General features: G+C 59.3%; 26 protein-coding genes. 13 read left to right on the top strand and 13 right to left on the bottom strand.

The window, feature by feature from the left end:
* Positions 1 to 70: 70 nt before the first annotated feature.
* Complete coding sequence (locus ACYVIT_RS14835; protein ID WP_415807227.1) at positions 71 to 1,894, bottom strand: hypothetical protein; 1,824 nt, start codon at positions 1,892 to 1,894, stop codon at positions 71 to 73.
* Positions 1,895 to 2,192: 298 nt separating this feature from the next.
* On the opposite strand from ACYVIT_RS14835, the gene ACYVIT_RS14830 reads away from it, so the two are divergent.
* Both ACYVIT_RS14830 and ACYVIT_RS14825 read left to right on the top strand, forming a co-directional pair.
* Positions 2,193 to 2,645: a glycoside hydrolase family 19 protein gene (locus tag ACYVIT_RS14830; RefSeq protein WP_415807226.1), complete on the top strand. Its 453-nt coding sequence runs from the start codon at positions 2,193 to 2,195 to the stop codon at positions 2,643 to 2,645.
* Between the two features lie 162 nt (positions 2,646 to 2,807).
* The gene (locus ACYVIT_RS14825) at positions 2,808 to 3,422 is read left to right on the top strand and encodes a hypothetical protein (RefSeq protein WP_415807225.1); all 615 of its coding nucleotides are present in this window, start codon (positions 2,808 to 2,810) and stop codon (positions 3,420 to 3,422) included.
* 31 nt (positions 3,423 to 3,453) lie between these two features.
* Here the strand turns inward: ACYVIT_RS14825 and ACYVIT_RS14820 are convergent, their stop codons facing one another.
* The 5 genes from ACYVIT_RS14820 to ACYVIT_RS14800 all read right to left on the bottom strand — a co-directional run bounded on the left by ACYVIT_RS14820 (position 3,454) and on the right by ACYVIT_RS14800 (position 7,438).
* Positions 3,454 to 4,248 (bottom strand): aminoglycoside 6-adenylyltransferase, encoded by a 795-nt coding sequence (locus ACYVIT_RS14820; RefSeq protein WP_415807224.1) that lies wholly within the window; start codon positions 4,246 to 4,248, stop codon positions 3,454 to 3,456.
* Between the two features lie 203 nt (positions 4,249 to 4,451).
* Positions 4,452 to 5,429: a Bug family tripartite tricarboxylate transporter substrate binding protein gene (locus ACYVIT_RS14815; RefSeq protein WP_415807223.1), complete on the bottom strand. Its 978-nt coding sequence runs from the start codon at positions 5,427 to 5,429 to the stop codon at positions 4,452 to 4,454.
* Between the two features lie 90 nt (positions 5,430 to 5,519).
* On the bottom strand, positions 5,520 to 6,437 hold the full coding sequence (locus ACYVIT_RS14810; protein ID WP_415807222.1) for an NAD(P)-dependent oxidoreductase: 918 nt from the start codon (positions 6,435 to 6,437) through the stop codon (positions 5,520 to 5,522).
* A 36-nt stretch (positions 6,438 to 6,473) separates the two neighbouring features.
* A complete protein-coding gene (locus ACYVIT_RS14805) occupies positions 6,474 to 7,265 on the bottom strand; it encodes an SDR family oxidoreductase (protein WP_415807221.1) in 792 nt (263 codons plus the stop codon).
* The gene (locus ACYVIT_RS14800; RefSeq protein WP_415807220.1) at positions 7,262 to 7,438 is read right to left on the bottom strand and encodes a hypothetical protein; all 177 of its coding nucleotides are present in this window, start codon (positions 7,436 to 7,438) and stop codon (positions 7,262 to 7,264) included. Before ACYVIT_RS14800 ends, ACYVIT_RS14805 begins: the two co-directional genes overlap by 4 nt.
* Positions 7,439 to 7,565: 127 nt before the next feature.
* Between ACYVIT_RS14800 and pcaC the strand changes: the two genes are divergently transcribed.
* Together pcaC and yihU are read left to right on the top strand one after the other, a co-directional pair.
* Positions 7,566 to 7,976 carry a 4-carboxymuconolactone decarboxylase gene (gene pcaC, locus ACYVIT_RS14795; protein ID WP_415807219.1) on the top strand — a complete coding sequence of 137 codons (411 nt, stop codon included), beginning with the start codon at positions 7,566 to 7,568 and terminating at the stop codon, positions 7,974 to 7,976.
* A gap of 84 nt (positions 7,977 to 8,060) precedes the next feature.
* On the top strand, positions 8,061 to 9,014 hold the full coding sequence (gene yihU / locus ACYVIT_RS14790; RefSeq protein ID WP_460478222.1) for a sulfolactaldehyde 3-reductase: 954 nt from the start codon (positions 8,061 to 8,063) through the stop codon (positions 9,012 to 9,014).
* A 72-nt stretch (positions 9,015 to 9,086) separates the two neighbouring features.
* On the opposite strand, the gene ACYVIT_RS14785 is transcribed toward yihU, so the two are convergent.
* Complete coding sequence (locus ACYVIT_RS14785) at positions 9,087 to 9,794, bottom strand: GntR family transcriptional regulator (RefSeq protein ID WP_415807217.1); 708 nt, start codon at positions 9,792 to 9,794, stop codon at positions 9,087 to 9,089.
* 68 nt (positions 9,795 to 9,862) lie between these two features.
* Complete coding sequence (locus ACYVIT_RS14780; protein WP_415807216.1) at positions 9,863 to 10,900, bottom strand: TRAP transporter substrate-binding protein; 1,038 nt, start codon at positions 10,898 to 10,900, stop codon at positions 9,863 to 9,865.
* Positions 10,901 to 11,050: 150 nt separating this feature from the next.
* On the opposite strand from ACYVIT_RS14780, the gene ACYVIT_RS14775 reads away from it, so the two are divergent.
* The 5 genes from ACYVIT_RS14775 to ACYVIT_RS14755 all read left to right on the top strand — a co-directional run bounded on the left by ACYVIT_RS14775 (position 11,051) and on the right by ACYVIT_RS14755 (position 16,260).
* Positions 11,051 to 13,147, top strand: coding sequence for a TRAP transporter large permease subunit (locus tag ACYVIT_RS14775; protein ID WP_415807215.1), 2,097 nt, complete (start codon positions 11,051 to 11,053; stop codon positions 13,145 to 13,147).
* Positions 13,148 to 13,151: 4 nt separating this feature from the next.
* Entirely contained in the window at positions 13,152 to 14,528 is a 1,377-nt protein-coding gene (locus ACYVIT_RS14770; RefSeq protein ID WP_415807214.1) for an MmgE/PrpD family protein, read from the top strand.
* 10 nt (positions 14,529 to 14,538) lie between these two features.
* Positions 14,539 to 15,492, top strand: coding sequence for a tripartite tricarboxylate transporter substrate binding protein (locus tag ACYVIT_RS14765; protein WP_415807213.1), 954 nt, complete (start codon positions 14,539 to 14,541; stop codon positions 15,490 to 15,492).
* Between the two features lie 124 nt (positions 15,493 to 15,616).
* Positions 15,617 to 15,976 carry a type II toxin-antitoxin system RelE/ParE family toxin gene (locus ACYVIT_RS14760; RefSeq protein ID WP_415807212.1) on the top strand — a complete coding sequence of 120 codons (360 nt, stop codon included), beginning with the start codon at positions 15,617 to 15,619 and terminating at the stop codon, positions 15,974 to 15,976.
* On the top strand, positions 15,973 to 16,260 hold the full coding sequence (locus ACYVIT_RS14755) for a helix-turn-helix domain-containing protein (RefSeq protein WP_415807211.1): 288 nt from the start codon (positions 15,973 to 15,975) through the stop codon (positions 16,258 to 16,260). The genes ACYVIT_RS14760 and ACYVIT_RS14755 overlap by 4 nt, the downstream gene beginning before the upstream one ends.
* Before the next feature lie 50 nt (positions 16,261 to 16,310).
* On the opposite strand, the gene ACYVIT_RS14750 is transcribed toward ACYVIT_RS14755, so the two are convergent.
* Positions 16,311 to 17,237, bottom strand: coding sequence for a LysR family transcriptional regulator (locus ACYVIT_RS14750; protein ID WP_415807210.1), 927 nt, complete (start codon positions 17,235 to 17,237; stop codon positions 16,311 to 16,313).
* Between the two features lie 280 nt (positions 17,238 to 17,517).
* Here ACYVIT_RS14750 and ACYVIT_RS14745 point away from each other — a divergent pair, with 280 nt between their 5' ends.
* The 4 genes from ACYVIT_RS14745 (at position 17,518) to ACYVIT_RS14730 (ending at position 22,412) form a co-directional block, all read left to right on the top strand.
* The gene (locus ACYVIT_RS14745) at positions 17,518 to 18,207 is read left to right on the top strand and encodes a hydrolase (RefSeq protein ID WP_415807209.1); all 690 of its coding nucleotides are present in this window, start codon (positions 17,518 to 17,520) and stop codon (positions 18,205 to 18,207) included.
* A 232-nt stretch (positions 18,208 to 18,439) separates the two neighbouring features.
* Complete coding sequence (locus ACYVIT_RS14740; protein ID WP_415807333.1) at positions 18,440 to 20,344, top strand: amidohydrolase; 1,905 nt, start codon at positions 18,440 to 18,442, stop codon at positions 20,342 to 20,344.
* A 20-nt stretch (positions 20,345 to 20,364) separates the two neighbouring features.
* Positions 20,365 to 20,808 carry a DoxX family protein gene (locus ACYVIT_RS14735; protein WP_415807208.1) on the top strand — a complete coding sequence of 148 codons (444 nt, stop codon included), beginning with the start codon at positions 20,365 to 20,367 and terminating at the stop codon, positions 20,806 to 20,808.
* Positions 20,805 to 22,412: an MFS transporter gene (locus tag ACYVIT_RS14730; RefSeq protein ID WP_415807207.1), complete on the top strand. Its 1,608-nt coding sequence runs from the start codon at positions 20,805 to 20,807 to the stop codon at positions 22,410 to 22,412. The genes ACYVIT_RS14735 and ACYVIT_RS14730 overlap by 4 nt, the downstream gene beginning before the upstream one ends.
* A 62-nt stretch (positions 22,413 to 22,474) precedes the next feature.
* Here ACYVIT_RS14730 and ACYVIT_RS14725 read toward each other — a convergent pair whose 3' ends face one another.
* From ACYVIT_RS14725 to ACYVIT_RS14710, 4 genes are read right to left on the bottom strand one after another with little or no spacing between them, the layout of a single operon-like run.
* Positions 22,475 to 23,233, bottom strand: a complete 759-nt coding sequence (locus tag ACYVIT_RS14725; protein WP_415807206.1) for a LamB/YcsF family protein — start codon at positions 23,231 to 23,233, stop codon at positions 22,475 to 22,477.
* Positions 23,234 to 23,243: 10 nt separating this feature from the next.
* Complete coding sequence (locus tag ACYVIT_RS14720; RefSeq protein WP_415807205.1) at positions 23,244 to 24,257, bottom strand: 5-oxoprolinase subunit C family protein; 1,014 nt, start codon at positions 24,255 to 24,257, stop codon at positions 23,244 to 23,246.
* A complete protein-coding gene (gene pxpB, locus ACYVIT_RS14715; protein WP_415807203.1) occupies positions 24,254 to 24,931 on the bottom strand; it encodes a 5-oxoprolinase subunit PxpB in 678 nt (225 codons plus the stop codon). The genes ACYVIT_RS14720 and pxpB overlap by 4 nt, the downstream gene beginning before the upstream one ends.
* Positions 24,928 to 26,328, bottom strand: coding sequence for an amidase (locus tag ACYVIT_RS14710; protein WP_460478220.1), 1,401 nt, complete (start codon positions 26,326 to 26,328; stop codon positions 24,928 to 24,930). The genes pxpB and ACYVIT_RS14710 overlap by 4 nt, the downstream gene beginning before the upstream one ends.
* Positions 26,329 to 26,342 lie beyond the last annotated feature (14 nt).

Here is a 26,342-nt window from a genome sequence, read left to right as displayed (position 1 = left end):
GGTCATTTCATGGCAGACTTTCTGCATCAAAGCGTGTTCGTAGCTACGATGGATATGTCTAGTTCAGTAGTCATATAGGGTTTACAGATAGTGCGCCGTTTGCAATTGTCACTCTGTATTTGTTCCCGTTCGCATCTGGCATGATCAGTCCACCTCCGACGTATGTCAGCTCCAGGAAACCATCGTATCGGAACGTGCCAATTTTTCGCATGGCGCTGGTTGGGGTTTGATCCCCTCCAGCCCATACGCTCAGGCCGGTGTAGGGAGCAAAGGTAGAAATTTGCTCCATCGCGACGGCTGCGCCTCGTCTTGTGCTTCCAGGGCGCGCGAACTCTAATGCTGAGCCGAAACTGCCCGGTCCAGCCACGCTATCAGGTGAGGTTAATACCGTGGTCATACTGGACTCTGGGACATTGCCGGGATCAAATACGGGGGTTCCTGTAGCTCTGTACGACGCGATTCTGCCTGTGACGTGACCTTCATAAATCCTAGCGCCAACCCTTACACGCACTTGTACGTCATCTGTTTCCAAGAAATATCGCTGCGCCGCTCCGCCTCTTGCACATACATCGAGGAAAACGGGTCCATTTAGCTTCGTAGTGCCGTCAGAGGCCCCTTGCGCATAATAGGTATAGCTGCCGGATAACGTGGCGCGGATATACACGTCTCCCACGTTGTATGAAGTCTTTTGAATCTGGATGGCGGCTGTGGCACTGCATTGCGCTGATCCGTCTAGAATTTGAAGCCCAGTCACATCGCCAGGGCCATCGCCTTCGTCAACAAACCGAACGAACTCTCCGCAATTGTCGATGCTTATGTGATTTATCCGAACGTTTTCAGTGCCATTGAGCTGTACGGCACAAGTCAAGAGGCTGGTTTCTATACATCTATGTGAGCCGTACCCAAAAGAGATGTCTTGGCATCCCGATAGTCGAATGAATTCTCGATTGCGCCCCGCTGTGTTGTAGCCGGCATCCTCGCTAATTAAAGTGTCTACGTGTCCCCGGCGCGTAGGGAATGTATTTCCGGGATTGATTTTAAAGGAGCAGCCTCCGGTTCGCTTGGTTCTTACATCCCCAAAGAACCAATCTGTTGACTCTCTGTCTATGTCGCCGCCAAATCGGATAGCGTGTTCTCCCGAGTCTGCTATGGATGCACGAGGTATTCTGAATCTCTGGCATCCGTTGATCAGCACTCCGTTGTGCGCCGGTTCAAAGTTAGCGTCAGGCGATTTCCCCGAAAAATCCAATTCCAAGTTCCAATCGTCAGCGGCGTCTATCCGCAATGCTCGAATGTAATTCTGCGCCTTTAGTCGGCCGTTCAGACCTGTCCCTCCCGCTAATACATTTGTGCGATTTTGTACGTGAAATGGACGATCCACATTTACAGCTTCGCAATCTATGTAAGCTGCACTAGGATGTATAAACAGAGTTCCGTCAATAGCAGGAAGGCTACTGATAATTCGACCACCTTTAAGGGACGCACCCACCTGCATCATCATGGAACCGATATTCGTCCGGTCTGTGGTCACCAAAAAGTCTTCCACGCAGGCATGCTCGCCGATGTTGAAAGTGTAAGTCGAGGTATTACCTAACGCCTTGAACTCAGCTCCGTGCCCCTCTAGGATCGCACCTGCCGGGATTACCAAACCATCGAAGCCGTATACCGCGCCTCGCTCAAATCGGGCTGGATATCCAATAGCCGCCATATCAGCAAGATACGCGTTTATCGCTTGAGTCTCATTGCTGCCATTACCCACAATTCCGTAATTGGCAGGAATCGGAACGGTGCGGAAAATTGCGGCCGCCGTGGCGTGTTTATATCCGACCAGTGCCGCACCCTTTGCAGGATCGGTCGCGTTTGCAAGATCACCTCGTAGTGCATCATCAGCCATTTCAGCCTCCCGATAGAACTCGTTGCAGATCCGGATTCGGCCAGTTATAGCACCGAAGCGTGTCAGTTGCGTAACGGGTAATGCGGGGCGTTGGATGGCACAGCTGCCGCATAGAACGGCTAGGAATTGGTTTCTTGGACTGCGTTGGAACGTAATCCCAAATTACGTCACTACACCCTCAAGCAAGCCCTCAGCGCCACCAACGTACCTAATCCCCATGCGCAAATCCGATTTCGCAAACGCAGCCTTACTACCCCCGTACCGAGCCACCCGCTGGTACCACCCCATCGAACAATCCATGATGGAGTTCGGAATCATCTCACCCCTCCGCGCCGCGATGTATATCGCCACCCTGGGCCACGAATCATGCGGATTCACTTACACCCGGGAAATCTGGGGCCCCACAGTGGCGCAACGGCGCTACGAGGGCCGAACTAGCCTAGGCAATACCCACCCCGGCGACGGATTCCGATACCGAGGACGCGGCCTGATCCAGATCACCGGACGCGCGGTGTCGAATGGGCTAGACGTTGACTACATTACCCATCCAGAATGGCTCGAACGCCCTACGGACGCCGCCAGAGGCAGCGGCTGGTGGTGGCTGAACAAGGGTTGCAACGAGATCGCCGATAGCGGCGATTTTTTGCGCCTGTCCATACGAGTCAATGGCAGGACTGCCAGGGGCCTGCCTAACGGATGGAACGATCGGAACCGCAGGTATGCCGCGGCCTGCATGGCACTGGGCGTGTGACGCTGACTGTCATTGGGATGCACAATCATTGCATCAGAAATTCCCCTCTCTGCACGCTGCGGACTTTTGTTAGACAATTGAAGAAAGGTCGGCGTACTGCCAGTTGTTGCATCTGGCACATGTCCCTCACCGGATTCGCAGACGATTTCCAGGAAAGCCCGTATGACGCTCTCGATAGGAATAACGGCAATCCTCGTAGGTATCATCGCCTACGGCATGGGCAAGCTCAGCGTTTACGTCCAACAGGACCACGAGCGCGATCCGGCTTTGCCCCACGACCCTGCGCTGGGCTGGGGGCAGCGTCAGTTCGAGCTGTGGAGCCAGGCTCAGGAAAACGCAGTGACGGCGGAACGCGAATTGGCAAAACTGATCTCGACGCTGTCATTGGCCGGTATCGCTGGCGTGGTTGCATTGGGCGAGTTGAAAATCATCGGCGCCATGGGTGTCCGTGTGTTGATTCTGGGTTTTCTCGCGTCGGTGTTGTGCTGCGTTGCCAATCTGCAAATGCGCCAATCCTGGTTCCACAAACGCGCGCGCCGGATCCAGGAAGCCCTCGATCAGGGGCAACCGGCACATCGTTTGCTGCGTGATGCCGTGGGGCATCGTATCGTTTCTGCGGTGTCGATGATCGGAGCGATCCTGTTTGCCATTGCGTTAGTGTTGACTGCATTGACCGTGGCCGCCGGCAGCACCGATTGCGCGGGTCCGATCGCCAAATACAGCGTGAAGCAGCTGTATTGCAGCGTTCCCGTTCAGGAATTGGCGCGCAAGGACTGATGGCACCTGGCTGGAATCATGGCTGCGGTTGCTAGGCATTTGCAAGAATGCGGTGAATTTCCGACTGGACCTCGCGGTGATTGAAATCGACTAAATCGGTCAAGCTGGCAATTCTTGAAGCAGTTTTTTCAAATAAAACCAGTGAAGCCAATAGCGCTCGACGGCTGTCCGACAGGTCGAAGGAGGCCCAGCACTCTTCTAGCATTGTCTGGATATCCGCATCCATCCATTGTCGCATTCTGGTTCCAAGATACCGGACATCCCGCTTACCGTTATACCTGATGATATGGTCCCATTCGATCATTCGCAGGAGTTCTGCTTTTAGATCGTTGTCACGGAATTTCACCGACCAAGGCTCATTCCTGACGATGGCCTTGGCAGCCATCAACGCTGCTGCGTAGCCCCAGTTCGCACATTCGTTGAACGTTTCTTGCCTCGGAGGCTCAGGTACTTTGCTGGAGAATTGAAAGCCGGACGCATCCCCGTCCTTGTCGAGCAATACCTTGAAAGGCCGATCATACGTTCCACGCTCGTCATTGATACTGACGAGCGTAAAATCGAGCTTTCCGCCGGCATAATAGACAAGCCGCGTCGTTTGGCCGCTGCTGTTCTCCAAGCGCTCAACTGCAAGTACCTTGCCTAGTGTTTCCCACCACGTATCGTCAGTTTCCAGGATTTTAGGATCGCGAACGTGAAGTTCTATGTCGCGATCAGAAAGTGAATGTGCGCCTGATGCCGCAGCTGAGCCCGTGAGGATCACACATCGAATGTTGTCGTTACTCTTGGCCCATGAACTAATTGTCTGCAGTACATGTTCATAATCCATGAACGTGATCTCCAACGATGTGACCGAACGCTTCTACCCCGAAAATCCCACGTTTTGAGGGCCAATTCTACAAAAGTTCTAAGGGAGGTAGGCTTTCGCGCTTTACACCAAGGTCTTCCTGTCAGCTCGTGATGTCGAGCTGTTCTTGTGTGCAAGCATTCATCGGCGCAAGATCTGGACAAGCCATATTGCATCAGCGCCTGCTATTCAAGCTTGATCCCCGCATCCTTCACAACCTTGAGCCATTTCTCAATCTCCGCCTGCAGCGAGCGATTGAATTCCTCTGGCGTACTGCCTACGGTTTCGATGCCGTCTTGAGCGAGGCGTTCCTTTAATGCCGGATCGGCCAGGACCTTGACGATAGCGGCTTGCAGCGTCTGTATGACCGGCTCGGGCGTGCCGCGTGGTGCTAATACGCCATGCCAGGCAGAGGCCTCGTAGCCGGGAACACCCGCCTCGGCCACCGTAGGCACATCAGGCAGCAGCGGCGAGCGGCGCGCACCTGTGACGGCCACGGCCTTTACGTTACCCGCCTGCGCCTGTTTTGAGGCCGATGCAGCGTCGCCGAATGTCATGTCCACGACTCCGCCTACGACATCGAGCAGGGCAGGGCCTGCACCTTTGTAAGGCACAGGAATCAGCGAGATGTCAGCCTGCCGCATGAACAGCTCGACCGCCAGGTGCGCAGAGCTGCCTTGGCCCGCCGTGGATAGCGTCAGCGTACGAGGCTGACGTTTGGCGAGTTCGATCAGTTCTGCGAGGGTGTTGACGGGCAGTTGTTTTTTCACTGCTACGACGTAGGGATAGCTGGTCAACTGCGTGATGGTTGCAAAATCCCGGCGTGCGTCATAGGGCAGTTTGCTATAGACCGAGGGATTGATCGCATTGGGTCCGCTTTGCCCTAACAATAGGGTGTAGCCGTCGGGGGCGGCTTTTGCGACGGCATCTGTGCCTATGATGCCGCCGGCACCGCCACGGTTGTCGATGATGAAGGACTGGCCTAGTTGTTCGCTGACGCCTTTAAATACGAGGCGTGCCACGATGTCCGCACCACCTCCAGCCGCGAAGGGCACGATGACCTTGACCGGGCGGTCGGGGTAGGCCGCCTCGGTCCGGGTGGCGCCGAGTGCGGCGAAACAGATAGCCAGCGTTGGTACGAACGTCTTGAAAATGCTGCGCATGAGATGTCTCCTGTGTTGTTTTTGTAATGTGTTGGCTTATGGCGTGTTGGTGGCGGGAACGCCGCCGGCGTAGGTGCGGTAGCTGACGCCCTATGCCTGGTTTGCCGCCGCTTTGCCGCGCACTTGTACGCCTGCGGTGTCTTCTACGTAGCGAATGATTTCGGTCAGGTCTGCGTCGCTGCCGAGTTTGTCGCGTGCGTCGTTGAGCAGCTTGCGCGCGGCATCGCCGACTCGCAGCGGTACGCCGAGCTGCTCGCTTTCTTCGAGGCAGAGGCGTACGTCTTTGGTGGACAGGCCTATTGCAAAACCGAAGTCAAAGCTGCGGGTCAGCACGAAGCGTGGGATTTTGTCTTCCGACGCATTGGTGCGGCCCGAACCGGAGTTGATGATTTGCACCATGACGTCTGGATCGAGGCCAGCCTTGACGCCCATCACCATCAGTTCGGAGGTGATGCTCAGTGCGGTCACGGAGATCAGGTTGTTGATGACCTTCATGGTCTGGGCCATGCCGGGCTTTTCACCGACGTAAACGGGTTTGCCCAGCACGTTGAAGATGTCCTGCAGTTGCTCGAAACGCTCGCGCGGACCGGAAATCATGAGCGCCAGGGTGCCGCGTGTGGCGCCTGTGACGCCGCCGCTGACCGGGCAGTCGATGCTCTGGATATTGGCTGCTGCCAGGCCATCGGCCAGGGTACGCGCCGCGGCGGAGCCGCTGGTGGACAGGTCGATCACGGTACGCACCGCTTTGCCGCGCGCCAGACCCTGTTCGCCCAGTGCCACGGCGATGACGATATCGGGGGTGGGCAACGATACCAGCACGGTGGCGGCGCTGTCGGCCACGGCTTTGGGGGACTCTGCGATGAGCGCGCCTTTGTCTTTCAGCGCTTGCAAGGCCTCGGGTTGCGTGTCGTAGATGGTCAGGGTGTAGCCTGCATTCAGCAGCCGTTCTGCCATCGGGGTGCCCATGCGGCCGATGCCGATAAAGCCTAGATGTTTTTCCGTTGTCATGATGTGTCTGTCACTCGTGCAAAAGGGGAAGGGGATTCAGGCGGCCGTCCAGCCGCCATCGATGGGCAAGGTCGCGCCGGTGATATCGCTGCCGGTGTCGGCGCAGAGAAAACAAATCAGGGCAGCCACGTTTTCCAGGGCCACAAACCGGCCGGTTGGTTGGCGTGCCGCGAGATAGTCGCGCTCGGCTTCCTCGACGCTTTGGCCCGACTGTTTGGCGATGGCGGCGATCTTGCTGACGATGGCGGGCGTAGGGGCGGTTCCGGGGGCGACGGCGTTGCAGGTGATGCCGCTGCCGGCGGTCTCGATGGCCAGGGCGCGGGTCATGCCCAGCAGCGCGGTCTTGGTGGTGATGTAGCCCACGCGGTTCGGCGCGGCGCCGCTGCCATAGACCGAGGATAGATTGATGATGCGGCCCCACTGCTGGGCGAGCATGCCGGGCAGGGTGAGGCGTGCCAGGTGAAAGGGGGCCGAGAGATTGACGGCGAGTCCTTCGTCCCAGTGGCCGCGAGGCAATTGATGGGCCGGCTCGAAATGCCGGATCACGGCGTTGTTGACCAGGATGTCGATGCGGGGAAATTGGGTCAATGCCTGGGCCGCCATGGCTTCGATCTGGTCTACGTCACGCAGGTCGGCTTGCAACAGCTCGACTTTGGCGCCGTGACGGTCTGCGATGGCATCGCGGGCTTGGCGTGCTTGGTCGTTGGCGTTGAGGCAATGCATGACAACCGACGCCCCGGCCGACGCCAATTGATCGGCGATGGCATATCCCAGACCGGCTTCGGCGCCGGTGACGAGTGCGTGGCGGCCTTTCAGCGGCGGATTCATGCGACGTCCCCGGCGGCCTTGGCCGGCATGGCATGTCGCACCAGCCGGATGTAATAGTCCAGGTCGCACGCTGCATCATGAAAATCCACGTTGCCTCGGTGGTTGCCGGCTGAGGTTCGGCCGGAGCGGCGCGCGTAGCGAATCGCGCACACGCTGAAAGAAGCGTATTCCAATGTCTGTCTCCTCCTGGTCGAGGTGTTGGTTTTTATTCAAATACAATAGGATTGTATTATAGTAATACATCATGCGGTGGCAAGAGGATGGTCCGGCGCCGCATCTAATTTGTGGAGAAAAACTATCATGGCATTAAGGCCCGAATTCCAATCCGAGCAGTTCCAGAAGGGGCTGGAGGTGCGTCGAGCTGTTGTAGGTGACGCCTATGTCGACAAGTCGCTAAACAGCGCCGACGACATGAGCGCGCCGCTGCAAAAGCTGGTGACGGAGTACTGCTGGGGGGATGTGTGGACCCGGCCCGGGCTGGAGCGCAAAACCCGTAGTTTTCTCAATCTGGCGATGTTGATCGCTCTGAATCGGCCGAACGAGTTGCGGTTGCATATGCGTGGCGCTGTCAATAACGGCGTGACGAAGGATGAAATTGTCGAGGTGATTCTGCAGGCGGCTATTTATTGCGGTGTGCCGGCGTCGTTGGATGCCATGAAGGCGGCGCATGAGGTAATCGCTGAGATGGAAAAAGAAGGCGTATTGCCGTAAAGCATCATCGGCGCTGCTGCAGATATGCCAGATGCGTGCCGATGGCGAAGAGCTGTCGGCACGCCATAACGAGGAGACATCAGTATGAAGAACGATTCGATCGCGTTTATCGGTCTAGGGGCGATGGGCCTGCCGATGGCGCGTAATCTCGTCAAGAACGGGTTTGCGGTGACGGGATATGACTTGAATCCGCAGGCGCTGGATGCGCTGGTGCAGGCGGGTGGCAAGCGCGCCGCAAGTGCGCGCGAGGCGGTGGCTGGTGCAGGGCTGGTGATCACGATGCTGCCCACGGCGGCGCACATTCGTGCCGCGCTGGAGGGCCCCGATGGCGCGTTGCAATCGCTCTCGGAGGCGTCGCTGTTGATCAATATGTCGACCATCCTGCCGCATGAGACGGATGCCATTGCCGCGCTGTTGGAGGCGCGCGGCCTGAGGATGCTGGATTCCCCGGTGGGGCGATCTGCGATGGAGGCAGAGCGAGGCACCTTGCTGATTCTGGCCAGTGGCGCGGCCGGCGACAAGGCTCGCGCAGAGGAAGCATTGCTCTGCATGGGCAATCAGATCATTGATTGTGGCGAGGTGGGCGGTGGTTCTCGTGTAAAGGTGATCAACAACTTCATGGGGATCTCGCTCAATGCCTTGACGGCCGAGGCATTGACGCTGGCCGAGGCATGCGGGCTGAGCGTGGAGCTGGCGTTGCAGGTGATGCGTGGGACGATCGCAGGCCAGGGCCATATGAATATCACGTATCCGAACAAGGTGTTGCGCGGCGACTTGTCGGCAGGTTTTCAGGTCGACCTCGCGCATAAAGACCTGGGCCTGGCCCTGGAGCTGGCATCGCGCAGCCGTGCGTGTGTGCCGATGGGTAGCGCCGCGTATCAGTCGTATACTGCTGCGCGGGCGCAAGGCAGGGGCGCGCAGGATTACAGCGCTATTTATCCCTTGATGCGCAGTCTGGCAGGATTGCCTGAGGCGCTGCCATATATCGTGGATACGCCGGTCAATGCGGATCCCTTTGGAAAGTCGGCGGCGCGTTGAGTGGCGCCGGCGACTTTCGGGGCGATCATCGTTCGTGGGCGTTGATCGTTTTCGGCTTGGTTAATCGGCTGGTTAGTCCGCGCTCTCGGACTGTAGCGATTCCTGCAGGATTTTGATCGCGACGTCGGCGGCATTACGCACGTGGCGTCGCGCCGCTGCGCGTGCGGCCTTGCCATCACGCGCCTCTAGTGCCTGCAGCAGCTCGGTGAGCTCGGCGATGCTGTGTTTGGATCGGCCAGGGGCCTGGATTGAGGTCGAGCGCAGCAGCATGACGCGGGAGTTCAGCAGGTGCAGGCTGTTGGTCAGCGCCTCGTTGCCCGCCCCATCCAGCAATTGCTGATAAAAGGCGTTTTTCGCGGCCAGCTGCTGCAGCGCGGTGCCACGGGGCAGGGTGCGTTTCATCGCCTCCAGGGCTTTGCGCAATGCGATCAGTTGCGCCTGCGTGGCATGCTCGGCGAAAAGCTCACAGGCCAGGCCTTCGAGTTCCTCGCGGACTTGGTAGATGCCGCGCGCCTGTTCGGGCGAGAGCCGGGCGACGACGGGGCCGCGATGAGGAATGACGAGGATCAGGCCCTCGGATTCCAGCTGGCGCAAGGCCTCGCGCACCAAGGTCCGGCTGACACCGGTCATCTCGCACAGGTCACGCTCGGGCAATCGTTCACCGGGCCGGAACCTGCCGACCAGGATGGCGTTGCGTATATTTTCTGTCACGCTGTGCCTCAGCACTGAAGCGACGCGTTGGACCTTGAAATCGTCTTGTGGCTCTACGTGGGCAGTCATGGGCGTAATGCAAAAGGTATCCAGAGCATATTTCGAGCGCCCCGGATACCGTTGGGTGCGCCCGTCGATTATTGCGTCTTGCCTAATACCTTTCGAACACGATCCAGGTAGGCAGGGCCATCGAATCCAACTTGCTGGGCACGTTTGTTCCAAGCATCGTATGCGGATCCTATATATTGCGGCTGCATTAGTTTAGCCCTTTCTTCATCCGGTGCGACCCAGAAGGTCACGCCGTTCTTTTCCATTGCTTGGCGTGCGTTGGCGACAAACTGGTCGTATTGGCTGAAGGCGTCGTGTTGTACGCCGTCCATGGCGTTTTGGACCTGTTTCTGCACGTCGGGCGGCAGTTTTTCCCAACTGTCGGGGTTAACGAGTATGGCCCAGCCGTTGATCGGGCCGAGGCTCCAGTTCTGGACGTTCTTGGCGATGCGCCAGAATTCCAGCGATCCGCCCACGCACATCGAGATAAACAGGCCGTCGATGACGCCACGCTCCAGCGCCGGGAAAATCTCGGTGGTGGGCATGGCGACCGGCTTGCCGCCCAGGGCGTTGACGACTTCGGCGGTCTGGGGATTGTGCACGCGCAGGCGTTTGCCCTTGAAGTCCTCGATCTTGTGGATGGGGTCCTTGGAAAACAGCTGTTGGGTGCACCAGGTGCCCTCGGCGAGCACGATGGCGTTCCATTTGTCTTTCCAGATTTTGCGGGTGTCTTCGCACCAGAAGGCGTCGCAGACCTGTTTGTACTCTTTGATGTCGTTGATGAGCCCCGGTAGGTTAAAGATGCCCATGCGTGGCTCGTCGGCAGCCAGATAGGTGTGCAGGGCAGCGCTCATGTCCACGCGGCCTTCGCGAACCGCGGTCGCCATTTGGGCGGGCGGCACCAGCGAGTCGCTGACGGTGACCTTGACCTTGCCGCCGGTGGCTTTGGCGACGCGATCGGGAACGGACGCGGTGAGAATGGAATAGCCGTCGCCGGGCGAGGTGATGACAGCCATGGTCAGGTCATAGGTCTGTGCCTGCGAGGCGCCGGCCCATAGGGTGACACCGAGGGCGGCAGAGAGCGCTAATGACCGTAGCCGCGAGGGCGGGCGAGTGGGGTGATTCATGTTGCTCCTCCTGGATGGTGCGCGGTGCGCTGTGTGAATTTGTGATCATTCGATAATACAATATGCCTATAATATCGTCATAGCATTTCTCGGGCGATCGGTCTCGCTCAGGGAAAACACCATCGCGCACAAAGCGTCGAGGAGACAAACATGAGCAGCATTGATATGCCGATGCAGGCGCCGGCAGAGGCGGCCATATCGCCAGGCGCGTCGCCTTATCCATTGGATGGCAGCGCAGATTTCAGCCTGATTCGAGGGATGGTTGGTATTACCCGATGCTCCGGGGCGCTCGCGACGGCAGCACTGCTGTTGATGGCGCTGTCGATGTGCTATGAGATTTTTTCGCGCTACGTGTTTAATTCGCCGACTTCGTGGGCGACGGAAATCTCGGGTTATCTGCTGGTGGCAACGGTGTTTTTTGGATTGGCCGCGGCGCAGTCGGCGAATGCGCATGTCCAGGTGGAACTCTGGATCGACCGGGTGTCGTCATCGACGCGGGTGCAGCTCGAACTGCTGGGGCAATGGCTGGCGCTGCTGTTCAGCGTAGTGCTGGGATGGCAAATGGCCAGCTTTAATTTTCGCGAGTATGTGAATGACACGCGGGATTGGGGCCTGTTGTCGACGCCGCAGTGGATACCGCAGTTGTCTGTGTCGCTGGGGATGCTGACTTTCTGTCTGTCTATCCTGGTGGATATCTATCGTTTGCGTCCGCCCGCAGAGCATTGGCGTCGTTGGTTGGCGCCCGTTGTTTTGGGCATCATGGTCCTCGCGCTCGTGGGTTTAGGGGCCAATCCCGTGTCTATTGCCGGCAGCCGGATCGATTGGGGAATGGCGGTGATCGCCGTGGCGTTCATCATCGCGATGGGGGCGTGGAGCGGCAAGACCACGCTGGTGCAGTCGTTGATTCTCATCGGCGGGTGCGCCGCCTTGTATGCCTTGGTCCGTGGACAGTCGCTGGGCTGGGTGGCTGCGTTGCTCGTCGGCAGCATGATGCTGCTGCTGTTTCTCGGCGTACGTATCGGTGTGGCGCTGGGCATGGTGGGGTTGTTGGGCGTGTACTTTTTGTTGTCGCGTCCACAGCTTTCATTGCTGGCCGAGCGGGCCTGGAGCAGTACGAATACTTTTACGTTGACGGCCGTTCCCATGTTTATTTTCATGGGCGGACTGCTGCTGCGCAGTGGGATTACGTCCGGCATGTTTGACGCATTGGTGCGCTGGTTCGGCCGCGCGCCGGGTGGCCTGGCGCATGCCTCTGCGGGGGCGTCTGCGATCTTCGCTGCCGTGTCCGGATCCAGTCTGGCCACAGCCGCGACGTTGGGGAAAGTCGCCTGCCCGGACATGATCGAGCGCGGCTATAGCCCGAGGTTGACGTATGGAGTCGCGGCCGCGGGCGCGACGCTGGGTATTCTGATTCCACCTAGTATCCCGATGATCATCTATGGGACGACGGTGGGGGCTTCGGTGACTCACCTGTTTCTCGCCGGCATGATTCCGGGTCTGTTGCTGATGGGCGTGTTTATGCTGGGTGCGCTGGTATGGGCACTGGCGGTGCCGGGGGCAGCGCCGCCCGCGCGCGCCTACACCATGCGTGAAAAGCTCACGGCCTCGCGCGGCATGGTGCCGTTCGTGATTATCATCGGCGCGGTACTGGGTTCTATGTATGCGGGGATCGCCACGCCGACCGAGGCTGCCGCCATTGGCGCCGTCAGTGCGTTCGTGCTCTGCCTGCTGCGCGGCAAACTGAATTGGCGAGCGCTGGTGGAGATCGCCTATGACGCGGCGAAAGTCACAGCCTTGTTGCTGCTGATCGTAGTAGGCGCGGGTATTTTCAGTTGGGTGTTCGACTATCTGAGGTTGCCGCGCGAAGTCGTCAACCTCATTCAGGGAGCTGATTTCTCGCCCATCGTCGTGATGGGGGCGATGGTGTTGATTTATCTGGTCCTGGGCATGTTCGTGGAGTCGATCGCGATGATGCTCATGACGCTGCCGGTGACCTATCCGATCGCCATGGCTCTCGGGCTGGATCCGATCTGGTTTGGTGTTTTTCTGGTGCTGATGATCGAGGTGGGTCTGATCACGCCGCCTCTCGGCATGGTGCTGTTCGTGTTGCGCAGCATGAATGATAAGGCCCGGTTCGGTGACATTCTCCGCGGCGCGTTGCCGTTCGTGCTGATCATCCTGCTCTTTTTGGGCCTGATTTACGCCTTTCCGCAGATCGTAATGTGGCTTCCTGAACAAGTGAAATGAAACCATGACTCAAACCGCTGATTCCGATGCGATTTCCCCGTCTGTTCAACTATCGCGTTTCGTCGCTGGCTCGCGTTGGGAGGATGTGCCGGCAGAGGTACGACATGCCGCGCGCCGGGCGATTCTGAATTTTTTCGCCGTGGCGATTTCTGCGGCACGCACGCCGTCGCTGGATATTGCGGTGCGTACGTATGCGCGCTTTTCGGCGGGACCGCAGGCGAGTCTGGCGGGCCGGCCGGATCGTGTGGATGTGTTGAGCGCTGCCGCATTGAATGCGATGGCGGCGAATGTGTTCGACTTTGACGACACGCATCATCCGACCATTATTCATCCCTCGTCGCCGATTGCGCCGGTGTTGTTCGCCTTGGCAGAGACGCGGCCCATGAGTGGACAGGAATTGCTACATGCCTTTGTGCTGGGGGTCGAGGTGGCCTGCCGTATCGGCAACGCGATCTCGCCGGAACATTATGCGCGTGGCTGGCATATCACCTCGACGTGCGGCGTGTTTGGCGCAGGGCTGGCAGCGGCAAAATCGCTGGGGTTGGATGTGCGGCAGAACGTGCATGCATTAGGCGTCGCTGCGGTGCAGGCGGGTGGTTTGGTGGAGGCGTTAGGTACCGGAGCCAAGAGCGTCAGCGTGGGCAATGCTGCACGCAATGGGTTGCTGTCGGCGTTTCTGGCTGCTGAGGGTTTTGATGGGCCGGCGCTGCCGTTGGAAGGAGAGCGCGGGTTCTTGAGAGTCGTCAGCGACAGTCCGCGGCTGACTGCGATGACAGAACGGCTCGGGGATAGCTGGGAGCTGTTGAATAACGCATACAAGCCGTATCCCTGCGGCGTGGTGCTGAATCCCGTCATAGATGCCTGCCTGGAGCTGTCCTCGGATCCGCGTATCCAGGATGGCGGATGGCGCGGTATTTCCCGTATTGCGTTGACGGGTCATCCCTTGTTGCGCCAACGGACGGATCGTCCCGATGTCACGAGCGGCCGCCAGTCTCAAGTGTGCGCGCAACATGCCGTGGCTGTGGCATTGGTGCGTGGCTGCGCCGGTCTCACGGAGTTTTCGGATGAGGCGGTGGCCGATCCTGTTTTACGCGGACTCGGTCAGCGGCTGGTGTTCACCGACGATCCCGCCATGTCGGTCGATGCGGTCAAGTTGCGCATTGAGTTCAGCGACGGCTCGGTGTTGCAGCGTGAGGTCACCGAACCGCGCGGCTCGTTGGCACGTCCGCTGGAGGACGACGCCATCGAGCAGAAGCTGCGTGACTTGGTGCGGTATGCCGGCGTGGACGTCGATGCCGATCGTCTGATTGATTCGGTCTGGTCATTGGAGACGGCTGGCGATGCCGCGTTGCCTATGCGCCTGGCCGCCACACGTAAATAGGAGACATTGCATGAAAAAGAAAATCATCGGGGCGATGATGGCCGCGTTGTTGATGGGCAGCGCCGCCCGGGCGGAATTTCCCGACAAGGCGATACGCATTGTTGTTCCCTTCGCTGCCGGTGGCGGTGTGGATACATTGGCCAGGCCATTCGCAAAGGAACTGGGTGAGATTCTCGGTCAGAGTATCGTGGTCGAAAACAAGGCCAGCAATACGGGGCAGATCGGCGCAATCGATGTTGCTCGATCGACGGCTGACGGCTATACATTGCTGTTGAGTTCGGCGGCTTTCGGGACGACGCCCGCGTTCTATCCGCAGGTTCCGTATGACCCGATCAAGGATTTCAGCCCGGTGATGATCATGGCGGCTGCGCCGCAAGTGCTGGTCGCCAGCAATAATTTCAAGGCAAAGTCGCTGCAGGATGTATTGGCTCAGGCCAAGCAGTCTGACAAGATCAATTTTGCCTTGTCCGCGAGTACCGGGATTCAGGCGCTGGCAACGGCAATGCTGGCTAAGCAGGCTGGTGTGGATTTCACGAAGATTCCGTACAAGGGCGCTGGCGCTGCTTTCGTCGACTTGATCAGTGGCGAGGTGGACCTGATGATCGACAATCCTGCGTCTTCGTTGGTGCACGTGCGCTCGGGAAAACTGCGGCTGTTGGCGACGACAGGCGCGAAACGGATGAGCATTTTGCCGGATGTTCCGACGGTGGCGGAAACCTTGCCGGGGTTCGAGGCTCGTAATTGGTTCGTGCTCGCGGCCCCGGCCGGAACGCCGCCCGCCGTCATCGACAAGCTGAACGCAGCGGCACGGACGGCACTGAGTACGCCGGCAATGAAGGAAATGCTGGCACGTGACGGGGTAGACCTGGTGGCGAACAGTCCGGCGCAGGCTTCAGAATTCCTGAGGGCGGAAGCCGCAAAGTGGGGCGCCTTGGTCAAGGAGTCGAATCTGCAGGTGCAGTAGACGTGATGATTGATTCGCGTTGCGGCAACTGCGCATGGATATAAACGTTCACTGCATCTTCCGATAGCGTGTCTTGAGATCGATAGTGGAGGCACGATCTATACAGCTGTACGGAACTAATCCAATGGATTACAATCGTAATTTGAATTGCGTAGTGGAGGTGCCTTCGTTCATTCGGCTTGCCGACAAGCTGCTCTGCCATGATGAGTATGCTGCTCTGATCACATATCTGGCTGAGCACCCCAAAGCGGGTGACTTGGTAGAGGGAACCGGCGGCGTGCGCAAATTGCGCTGGGGCAGAGGCGGGCAAGGCAAGAGGGGTGGGGTTCGTGTTATCTACTATTTTTACAATAGCTCCATGCCGCTTTACCTACTGACATTGTTTGCCAAGGGTGACAAGCTTAATCTCAGTAAAGCTGAACGTAATGAATTAGCGGATATGGTTGGCCTATTGGTAAAAATTTGGAAAGGACGAAAGTCATGAACAAGGCATTCGACATCATCAAGCAAGGCTTGCAAGAGGCCATTGATGACGCTCGTGGTAACGAGATTGGTGTCAGGGTGCATCGACCTCGGCCTGTTGATGTGAAGGCAGTCCGAGCCAAGGTGGGCATGACCCAGGAACAGTTTGCTGGGTGGTTTGGTTTTTCGACAGCAACACTGCGGCACTGGGAGCGCGGTGACAGAGTGCCTCGTGGCCCAGCGTTGGTATTGTTGAACGTGATTGAACGTAATCCTGGTGCAGTGATAAAAGCATTGCAGTCTTGACAATCCGAAGAGCGCGCGAAGGGGCTGTTCGTCCCTGACACGGAGTTCTCTCAAGCCCCCTCATCCCGTCTAGCCCACGGCTGACTGGCGTAGCATTGCGCCAGATAATCGATGAAAGCCTGCACGCGGGCAGGGCGTTTGCGTCCTGGTGGCGTCAGGATATGCAAGGCGATGGGTTCGACCTGCCATTCATCCATCACGGTTTCCAGACGGCCTGCCTCGATATCCTGCCAGACCAGGAACTCCGGCTGCAGCGCCAGGCCGAGGCCGGCTGTCAGCGCATGCGTCAGGGCTTCGGCGTTGTTGACGCGCAAGGGCGTATGCATGGATAGGCTGAATTCCCCATCACGTTCATGTTGAAAGCGCCAGCTGGGCCCTTTGTGGGAATACGCATATTGCAGGGCACGGTGCTCGGCGAGTTCGCTCGGATGCCGGGGCCGGCCATGGCGCTCGAAATAGGCGGGTGAGCCTACCAGCAGGAGGCGCACGTTGCATAGACGTTTGGCCAATAGGCTGGAATCAGACAGATTGGAAATGCGCACGGCAACATCGAATCGATTCGCGACGAGGTCTTTTTGCTCGTCGCTGAATTCGATGTCCAGACTCACGTCGGGATGGGATTCCATGAATTGAGGCAGGATGGGCGCCAGATGCGAGAGCCCGAAGGACATTGGCGCGGCAACGCGCACGAGACCGCGCAGGGCGGTGGCCTGTTCGGCCAGATCGGCCTCGACGGCTTCGCCCTCCTGCAGGATGCGGGTGGCGCGCTCTAGTGCAGCCAGTCCGCTCTCGGTCAAGGTCATGCGGCGGGAGGTGCGATGAAACAGCATGGTTTTCATGCGTGCTTCCAGACGCGTGATGGCTTTGGACACCGTGGCCTGCGACAAGGCGAAATCGCTGGCGGCGCGGGCAAAGGATCCTGTTTCGGCAACCTTGGCAAAGATCGCCCAGGCTTCCAGGTCTGGCAGTCTGTTCATGGATATTGGCGAAAGAGAGTGTTGTGCTGGATTCTACTGACCGCATGGCGCTGGGGGCAATGTGTCGCAGTCCGTTTGCCCAGGTGAGAGGGATCTGCTGATTGCTTCGCAAAGAGGCCGTTCCAGGCACGCGTGAAGAACGTGGCCTTGGCGTAATGACGAGTTCATGTCAATTTTGGAAAGGATGCTTTTCCAGTTTGACCCTTCTGATGACATCTATGGAGCCCTACACTGCTGCGCTGCGGCACTTTATTCGATCATCAACGAAGGGAGCAATGCGATGTCCAAGTATCTCGAAGTCCTGACCCCCCAGAATAGCCAGATCATTTTCATCGACCAGCAGCCGCAGATGGCCTTTGGCGTCCAGTCGATCGATCGTCAGGTGTTAAAGAATAATGTAGTGGGCTTGGCTAAAGCCGCGAAAGTGTTCGATATCCCAGCCACCATCACCACTGTGGAAACAGAAAGCTTCTCCGGCTTTACGTATCCCGAGTTGTTGGCCGTTTTTCCGGATCATCCGATCCTGGAGCGTACATCGATGAACTCGTGGGATGATCAGAATGTGCGTGATGCACTGGCCGCGCATGCTGCGCAAGGCCGCAAGAAAATCGTGGTTTCCGGCTTGTGGACCGAGGTCTGCAATACGACGTTCGCGCTGTCATGCCTGCATGACACGGACTATGAGATTTACATGGTGACCGATGCCTCAGGCGGCACCTCTGTCGACGCGCATAAGTACGCCATTGACCGCATGGTCCAGGCGGGCATTGTGCCGGTGACGTGGCAACAGGTGTTGTTGGAATGGCAGCGGGATTGGGCTCGCCGTGACTCGTACGATGCGGTGATGGGTATCGTCAAGGAACATTCCGGCGCTTATGGCATGGGTGTGGACTATGCCTATACGATGGTGCACAAGGCCCCCGAGCGTGTGAAGCACGGCGAGCGTATTGGCCCGAATCCGGCCAAGTAAGCGGAATCTAGCCAAGACCAGCCCCGGGCCTGCGCGGTCTGGGGCGCTTGCCATGCCTGCCGGCGTTTACCGGCGGCATCAAGAAAAGCTCCACAATCAGGAGAAAAGCATGACAATGTCAACTCGTCGAAAAATCCTCGGCGCGGCCACGACGCTGGCTGCTACGGCAGCGTTCAATGGCGCATGGGGCCGCAATGCGGCGGCCGAGGCACTCCGGAAAGGAGCTTCAACCGTGTCCGATGCCAGTCCTGACGTTATTTTCCATAATGGCCAGATCACGACGCTGGATCGTGCCAAGCCGGTGGTCAACGCCATCGCGATCAAGTCCGGCCGTTTTGTCGCGGTGGGCACCAACGAAGAGGTCACGCGGCTGGCGGGACCGAATACCCGCCTGATCGACTTGAAACGCCGCCATGTGCTGCCCGGGCTGTTCGACAACCACACGCATGTCGTGCGTGGTGGGTTGAACTACAACATGGAGCTGCGTTGGGATGGCGTGCGCTCGCTGGCCGACGCGCTGGAAATGCTGAAGCGCCAGGTCGCCATCACGCCCGCACCGCAATGGGTGCGTGTGGTGGGCGGGTTTACCGAGCAGCAGTTCGTCGAGAAACGGCTGCCGACGATCGACGAGATCAACGCGATTGCGCCTGATACGCCGGTCTTTTTGTTGCATCTGTATGACCGTGCACTGCTCAACGGGGCGGCGTTGCGGGCGGTGGGGTACACCAAGGACACGCCGGATCCGTTGGGCGGGCAGATCGTGCGCGATGCCAATGGGAACCCCACGGGCTTGCTGCTGGCAAAACCCAATGCCACGATTCTCTATTCGACCCTGGCCAAAGGCCCGAAGCTGCCGCTGGACTATCAGATCAATTCGACGCGCCATTTCATGCGCGAGTTGAATCGCCTGGGTGTCACGGGAGTGATCGATGCGGGTGGCGGTTTCCAGAACTATCCAGAGGACTACGAAGTCATCCAGCAACTGGCCGATGCCAACCAGATCACGGTGCGGCTGGCCTATAACCTGTTTACGCAAAAGCCCAAGCAGGAAAAGGAAGATTTTCTGAACTGGACCAAGTCGGTCACGTATAAGCAGGGCGATGACTATTTCCGTCACAATGGGGCGGGGGAAATGCTGGTGTATTCGGCCGCGGATTTCGAGGATTTTCGCGTCGAGCGTCCGGATATGCCGCCGCAGATGGAAAGCGAGCTCGAAGACGTCGTACGCGTCTTGGTGCAGAACAAATGGCCATGGCGGTTGCACGCGACTTATGACGAAACGATTTCGCGCGCGCTGGACGTGTTTGAAAAGGTCAACCGGGATACGCCGCTAGAGGGTATCAATTGGTTTTTCGATCATGCCGAGACGATTTCCGACAAGTCCATCGACCGTATTGCCGCACTAGGTGGCGGTATTGCCGTGCAGCATCGCATGGCTTACCAGGGCGAGTATTTCATCGAACGCTATGGTGCAAAGGCGGCCGAGGCCTCGCCGCCAGTCAAGCGCATTCTGGAGAAGGGCGTCAAGGTGTCGGCTGGTACGGACGCTACGCGCGTCGCCTCGTACAACCCCTGGGTGTCACTGTCGTGGATGATCACGGGCAAGACCTTGGGCGGTACGCAGATGTATCCCCAACGCAATTTGCTGGATCGTGAGACGGCATTGCGCATGTGGACGGAGAATGTCGCCTGGTTTTCGAATGAGGAAGGCAAGCGGGGCCGTATTTCGGTCGGTCAGTTGGCGGACTTTATTGTGCCGAGCAAGGATTTTTTCAGCGTGCCTGAGGATGACATTTCGTTTTTGACGTCACACCTGACCGTCGTGGGCGGAAAAGTGGTCTACGGCGAGGGCGAGTTTGCCCAACACGACGATAATCCGCTGCCCCCGGCGATGCCCGACTGGTCGCCCACGCGCTTGTTTGGCGGCTATGCGGCCTGGGGGGATCCGGAGGGTGCAGGCAAAAATTCGCTGTCGTCTTCGTCGTACCGGCGTTATCAGGCAGTGGCCGGTTGCGGTTGCGCCAGTGCATGCGGGATGCATGGGCATAACCATGCGAACGCCTGGGCATCGAAAGCGCCCGTGTCGGATTTGAAGGGCTTTTTCGGCGCACTGGGTTGCTCGTGCTGGGCCGTCTGATACTCGATATGAGAGCGTCCATGCCTAGGCCTTATTCTGTGACGGGTCACGGTCTGAGTGCCGCTGTGCGGCCGGTGTTTGCCAGCCGCGCCGCGCGTTTTCTTGCTTATCTGGCCTTGTGTTCGGCCTATCTGCAAGGCGGGTTCGTGAAGCTCACCGATTTTTCCGGTGCTGTTGCTGAGATGAACCATTTTGGCCTATCGCCGGCTCCGCTGTTCGCGGGGGCGGTGATTGTGCTTGAATTGGGGGCTTCCATGATGATTCTCACCGGCCGGCTACGGTGGCTGGGCGCGCTCGCTCTGGCAGGGTTTACCTTGCTGGCGACCGGTATGGCCCTGCGGTTTTGGGAGTTGCCGGCAGGGCAGGCGCGTTTCATGGCCGCTAATTCGTTTTTTGAACATCTGGGCTTGGTCGGCGGCTTTTTGCTGGTGGCCTGGCTGGATTTGAGGGAGCGGCGGGCATGACGCGTACGGACGAACCCCCGTCAGGCAGCTTTGCGCCGCTACGGCAGACGCTGTTTGCGGTGTTGTGGGTGGCAACGGTCATTGGCAACACCGGCAGTTTCGTGCGCGACGTCGCCAGCGCGTGGCTGATGACTGATTTGTCTTCATCGCCCACCGCGGTGGCAATGGTGCAGGCTGCGGCTACGTTGCCTGTGTTTTTGCTGGCGATTCCTGCGGGCGTGTTGGCCGACGTCCTGGATCGACGCAAGTTTCTGGTTGGCATCCAGTTCCTGTTGGCTGGCGTCAGTGTGACGCTGATGCTGCTGTCGGCTGCGGGACTGCAATCGGTGGCGTCGCTGGTGGCCTTGACGTTTCTGGGTGGTATCGGTGCGGCGCTGATGGGGCCGACCTGGCAGGCCATCGTTCCTGAGTTGGTTCAAAAGAAAGATCTCAAGAGTGCGGTGGCGCTCAATTCGCTGGGCATCAATATCGCGCGTGCGGTCGGCCCCGCACTGGGCGGTTTGATTCTGGCTAGCTTTGGGGCGGCCTTCACGTATGGCGTGGATGTGATCAGCTATGTGTTTGTGGTTGCCGCGCTGTTGTGGTGGCCGCGGCCGCAGGCGGCGGACGATGAGTTGTCCGAGCGTTTCGTCGGCGCTTTTCGTGCCGGACTGCGCTACGTTCGCGCCAGCCGCGAGTTGCATGTGGTGTTGGTGCGGGCGTTTTTGTTTTTCGCGCTCGCCAGCTCGATCTGGGCTTTGTTGCCTTTGGTCGCACGTCAGTTGTTGGGCGGCGGCGCCGGTTTTTATGGCATTTTGCTCGGCTCGGTCGGTTTGGGTGCGATTGGCGGTGCAGTGGTCATGCCGAGCTTGCGTGCGCGCCTGGATGCGGATGGATTGCTGCTGGCGGCGGCGTTGGTTACTGCGGCGATCATGACGTTCCTGTCGTTCGCCCCGCCACAATGGGCCGCCGTGGCTGCGTTGCTGGTGCTGGGGATGGCTTGGATCACCGCGTTGACGACGCTCAATGGTGTTGCGCAGGCGATCTTGCCGAATTGGGTGCGTGGACGGTCGTTGGCGGTGTATCTGACCGTGTTCAATGGGGCGATGACCGTGGGTAGCCTGAGCTGGGGCGCGGTCGCGCAATGGACCTCGGTGCCGGTGGCGCTGTTGGCCGGCGCGGCAGGACTCGTGTTGGTTGGCCTGATCGCGCACCGTATCAAGCTGCCTGCCGGTGAGGCCGACTTGGTGCCGTCGAATCATTGGCCCGAACCGCTGACCGCGGCACCCATCGAACATGATCGCGGGCCGGTGCTGATCCAGATCGAGTACCGCATTGCACCTGCGGATCGTGCGGATTTTCTCAAAGCGCTGGCGCGGTTATCCGCAGAACGCCGCCGCGATGGCGCCTATGCGTGGGGCGTGGCAGAAGACTCTGCCAATCCCGAACTGATGCTCGAATGGTTCCAGGTCGAGTCGTGGGCCGAGCATTTGCGCCAGCATAGGCGGGTGTCCAAGGCGGACGCCGATGTGCAAGGGGAGGTCCTGCGTTTCCACCAAGGAGAACAGCCGCCTGTCGTGCGCCATTTCCTGGCGTTCAATCGTCCGCATCAAGGACGGGCGTAGGCTGGGGCGGCGGGCGTGACAGCAGATTTGGCCATGCGGCGAGCCTTTGGTGACGCTTGTAGTCAGGCAAACGCCGCGATCCGATAGCCGATATCTTGCGCGGCCTGGCGGATGGTACGGGCGATTTCGATGGAATCCGGTGTGTCGCTGTGCACCAGGATGGAGTCCACCGGCATGTCGAGATCCGTTCCGTCGATGGCGCGGACTTTGCCTTCTTGCAGTATGCGTTGTACACGTTCGCGGATCAGGGCAGGATCGTGAATGACGGCGCCGGGTGTTTTGCGGCTGACCAGTACGCCCTCGGGCGTGTAGGCACGGTCGGCCAGGAATGACGCGACGATCTCCAGGTCCAGTTTCTGCGCTACGCGATAGGCGGCCGTGTGGGGCAGGGCGACGAACTTCAGCGTCGAGTCAAAGGCCTTCACCGCGCTCAATGTGGCAAAGGCAACGTCCTCGTCGACGAAGGACAAATTGCCCAGTGCGCCATGAAAATTCGCATGGGTGAGCCGGGATCCTGCGTGCTCGGCGATGGCGCTCAATGCGCCGAGCTGATATATCGTCATCAGCTCCAGCTCCTTGGCGGTATAGGCGATATGGCGGCGTCCAAAGCCCTGGATGTCGGGATAGCCGACATGAGCGCCGATACTGACGCCGTTCTTGTTTGCCAGCACTGCAGTCTGATGCATCGTCATGAAGTCGCCGGCATGAAAGCCGCAAGCCACGTTGGCCGATGTAATGAGACCCAGGATGGCGGCGTCGTCGGCTTTGGCATAGTCGCCGTAGCCTTCGCCCAGGTCGGAATTGATATCGATGGTTTTCATGTCGGACTCCTTAGTGAAAGCGTCGGCGCGTCAGTTCGCAACGCAGCGCAATGTCGTCCAGGAATTTCTGATGGCGTGTGGCGATCGCGGCAGCATAGGCGATATCGCACAACGCGAAGCGCACGGGCGTGCCCGGACGCAGTTGGGCGAACATATGCAAGTCGGCCTCGATCACGGTGGCGATAACGGGATAGCCACCGCTGGTGTTGCCATCGCAGAGTTGGACGATGGGCAGGCCTGCGGGGGGCAGTTGCACGACGCCAGGCATGATGCCATGGGATCGCATCTCGTGCCGTCTCTGCATTTGCAGGGTGGGGCCTTCCAGCCGGCAACCGACGCGGTTGCTTTGGGGGGAGACTTGCCAGGTGGTATTCACTAATTGCTGCTGTGCAGCTGCGGTCAGGTCAGGCCATTGCGCGGCAGGCAGAATATGCACCAGGGGAACGATAGCCTCGCCATCCGGGATGGCGGCCTGATCCGGCCGGTCTCCTTGATGCGCATAGGGTGCGTGTTGCATGACGGGCAAGCCAAAACCGGTATTGCGATGCCTCAGGGCAGGCATGGGGCACAGGTCCAGCGTGTCGCCGTTCTTGAGGGCACGGCCTTGCATCCCGCCGAATCCGCCTTTCAAATCCGTGGAGGCGGATCCCAGTACCGAGGGCACTGCGAGCCCGCCGCGAACGGCCAGATAGCTGCGTACGCCGGCGTTGACGGTGCCCAGTCTCAATTGCTGGCCAGCTCGTACGCTCAGTGCCCACCAGTTGGGTAATGGACGACCATCGAGGGAGGCATCGACGGTGGCGCCTGATAGCGCGATTTCAGTGTCGGTGTGGAAGGTCACGCATGCATGGCCCATGGTGATCTCCAGGCCCGCTGTGTCAATGGCATTACCCAGCATGAGGTTGGCGACAGACAAGGCCACAGGATCCATGGCGCCGCTGAGGCCGACGCCCAGATGACGCCAGGATTTGCGGCCCAGGTCTTGTACCGAGGTATAAAAGCCCGCCTGATTGATTTCAATCATGGCAGGACTTCCTGGATGTCGAAGCGCACGGTATCGCCGGGCGTGAGCAGGGCGGGGCGTTCCTGAGTGTGGTCAAAGCAGTTGAGCGCGGTCTTGCCGATGATGTGCCAACCCGATGGCGTGGTGCGGGACAGGATGGCGGCCTGGTTGCCGCCTACGATGACGGATCCGGCCTCAACACGGGGCCTGGGAACATCGCGCCGCGGCACGGCCAGGCGTGGGTCCAGTCCGCCCAGATAAGCGAATCCCGGTTGGCTGCCCAGCGCATAGACAACATAGGTGGCCCGCGCATGCAGATCGATATAGTCTCGCGGCGACAATCCAGCGTGACGCGCGACGAGCTCGAGGTCTTCTCCATCCGGCCCGCCGTACACGACTGGAACGGCAATCTGGCTGCCTTGTGATGCGCTGGCCGGGGCGGTCTCCCAGGCGTTGTGAATCAATGCCTGGCAGGCATCGAAGTCATGCTGGATGCTGCGGAAGATCACCAGCAGATTGTTCATGCCAGGCACGACTTCGAGCACATCTTCGCGAGCCGACAGGCAGGCGGACATGCCCCAGACTTTCTGCTGCACGGTGAGGTCTGCGGTAGATGCGGTGGGAATGCCGAGGTCGCAGAGGATGGCGTATTCGCCTTGCCTGGAGCAGATCGGTTTGACGGCAGGATGAGTCATTGGGGCAGCGTTGGCGTGCGCAGATGCCACTGTGTACGCGATTGATAGATTTCGCCGATGTCGAGGATGCTTTCTTCGCTGTAAGGGCGGCCGATGATCTGCAGTGACAGGGGCAGACCGTGTTGTGTGGCACCGTTCGGCACTGCCAGGGCCGCTAAATTGAAGAAGTTGGCAAACCGCGTGTAATAGGCGGGGGTGGAGTTCTGGTCGACTTCCGTCAGCGGTAATGGTGCGGTGGCGGTGGTGGGTGTCAGCAGGGCATCGACCTGTTCGAAAATGGGTTCGAGCTCGCGCTGCATGGCTTGCCGGCGCCGTAGTGCGTTCAGATAATCTGCCGCGCGCACGGTGCGGCCTTTTAGCAGACGGGGGCGTACGTCTTCGTCCAGCGGCTGAGACGGATTGTCAAGGAGCTCGGCGTAGAAACTATAGCCCTCGGCATTCATGATCAGGCTGTTGAACTCGGCAACTTCGGCAAAGCCATAGGGTAGCGTGATGTCCACGATGTCGGCACCGGCTGCACGCAGCACCTCGAGAGAGGCGTCATAGGCGGCCAGGACCTCTGCCGTGGCAACGGCGCGCTCGTTGTCTGGCAGACGGGCCAGGCGCAGTCCTTTCAGGTCGTTGCGCGGGCGTGCCTGCACGATACGTTGTGCATGGTGTGTGGTATTGGTGCGGCTGCAATCGTCGTGCTCGCGTAACGCGTGGTAGAGCAGGCGCGCATCGCTCACTGTACGAGTCATGGGGCCTGGGGTGTCCAGTGTGGTGCTCAGCGGCAGTACGCCCTCGGTACTGATTCGCCCCGTGCAGACTTTCAGGGCGGTCAGGTTGCACCACGAGGCGGGCAAGCGCACTGATCCGCCCGTATCGGTGCCGATGGCCCAGGGCGCAAGGCCCGCCGCGACGGCCACACCCGAGCCGCTACTCGAGCCGCCGGGTGTGCGCGGGACGTCCAGATCCCACGGGTTCAGAGGCGTCCCTAGACGAGTGTTGGTACCCCATCCGCCGGTGGCGAACTCGACGGTATGCGTTTTACCCAGGATGATCATTCCTTGTTGTCGCAGGCGTTGCACCAGGGCTGCCGTGACGATGCTGCGGCGGTTCTGGTGGGCGGCGCAGCCGCCCATGGTGATACGTCCTTCGATCTCGATCAGGTCTTTGAGGGCGATGGGAATGCCATGCAATGGACCGAGTGAGCTGCCAGCTTGGCGAGCGAGGTCAGCGCTTTGTGCGTGCTGACGGGCTTCTTGCGCATAGGTGCCTACAAACGCGTGCAGGCGGTCGTCCTGGTCTGCAATGCGTTGCAGATAGTGCTCTACCAGGGTTGCGGATGATAGCGTGCCTGCCTCGAGCTGGGCAGAGAGTTCAGTGACTGTCGCGAATGGGTTGGATAATGACATGGCACGGGTTCCCT

Source organism: Bordetella muralis (assembly GCF_054781015.1).
This window is presented reverse-complemented; position numbering and strand designations above follow the sequence as displayed.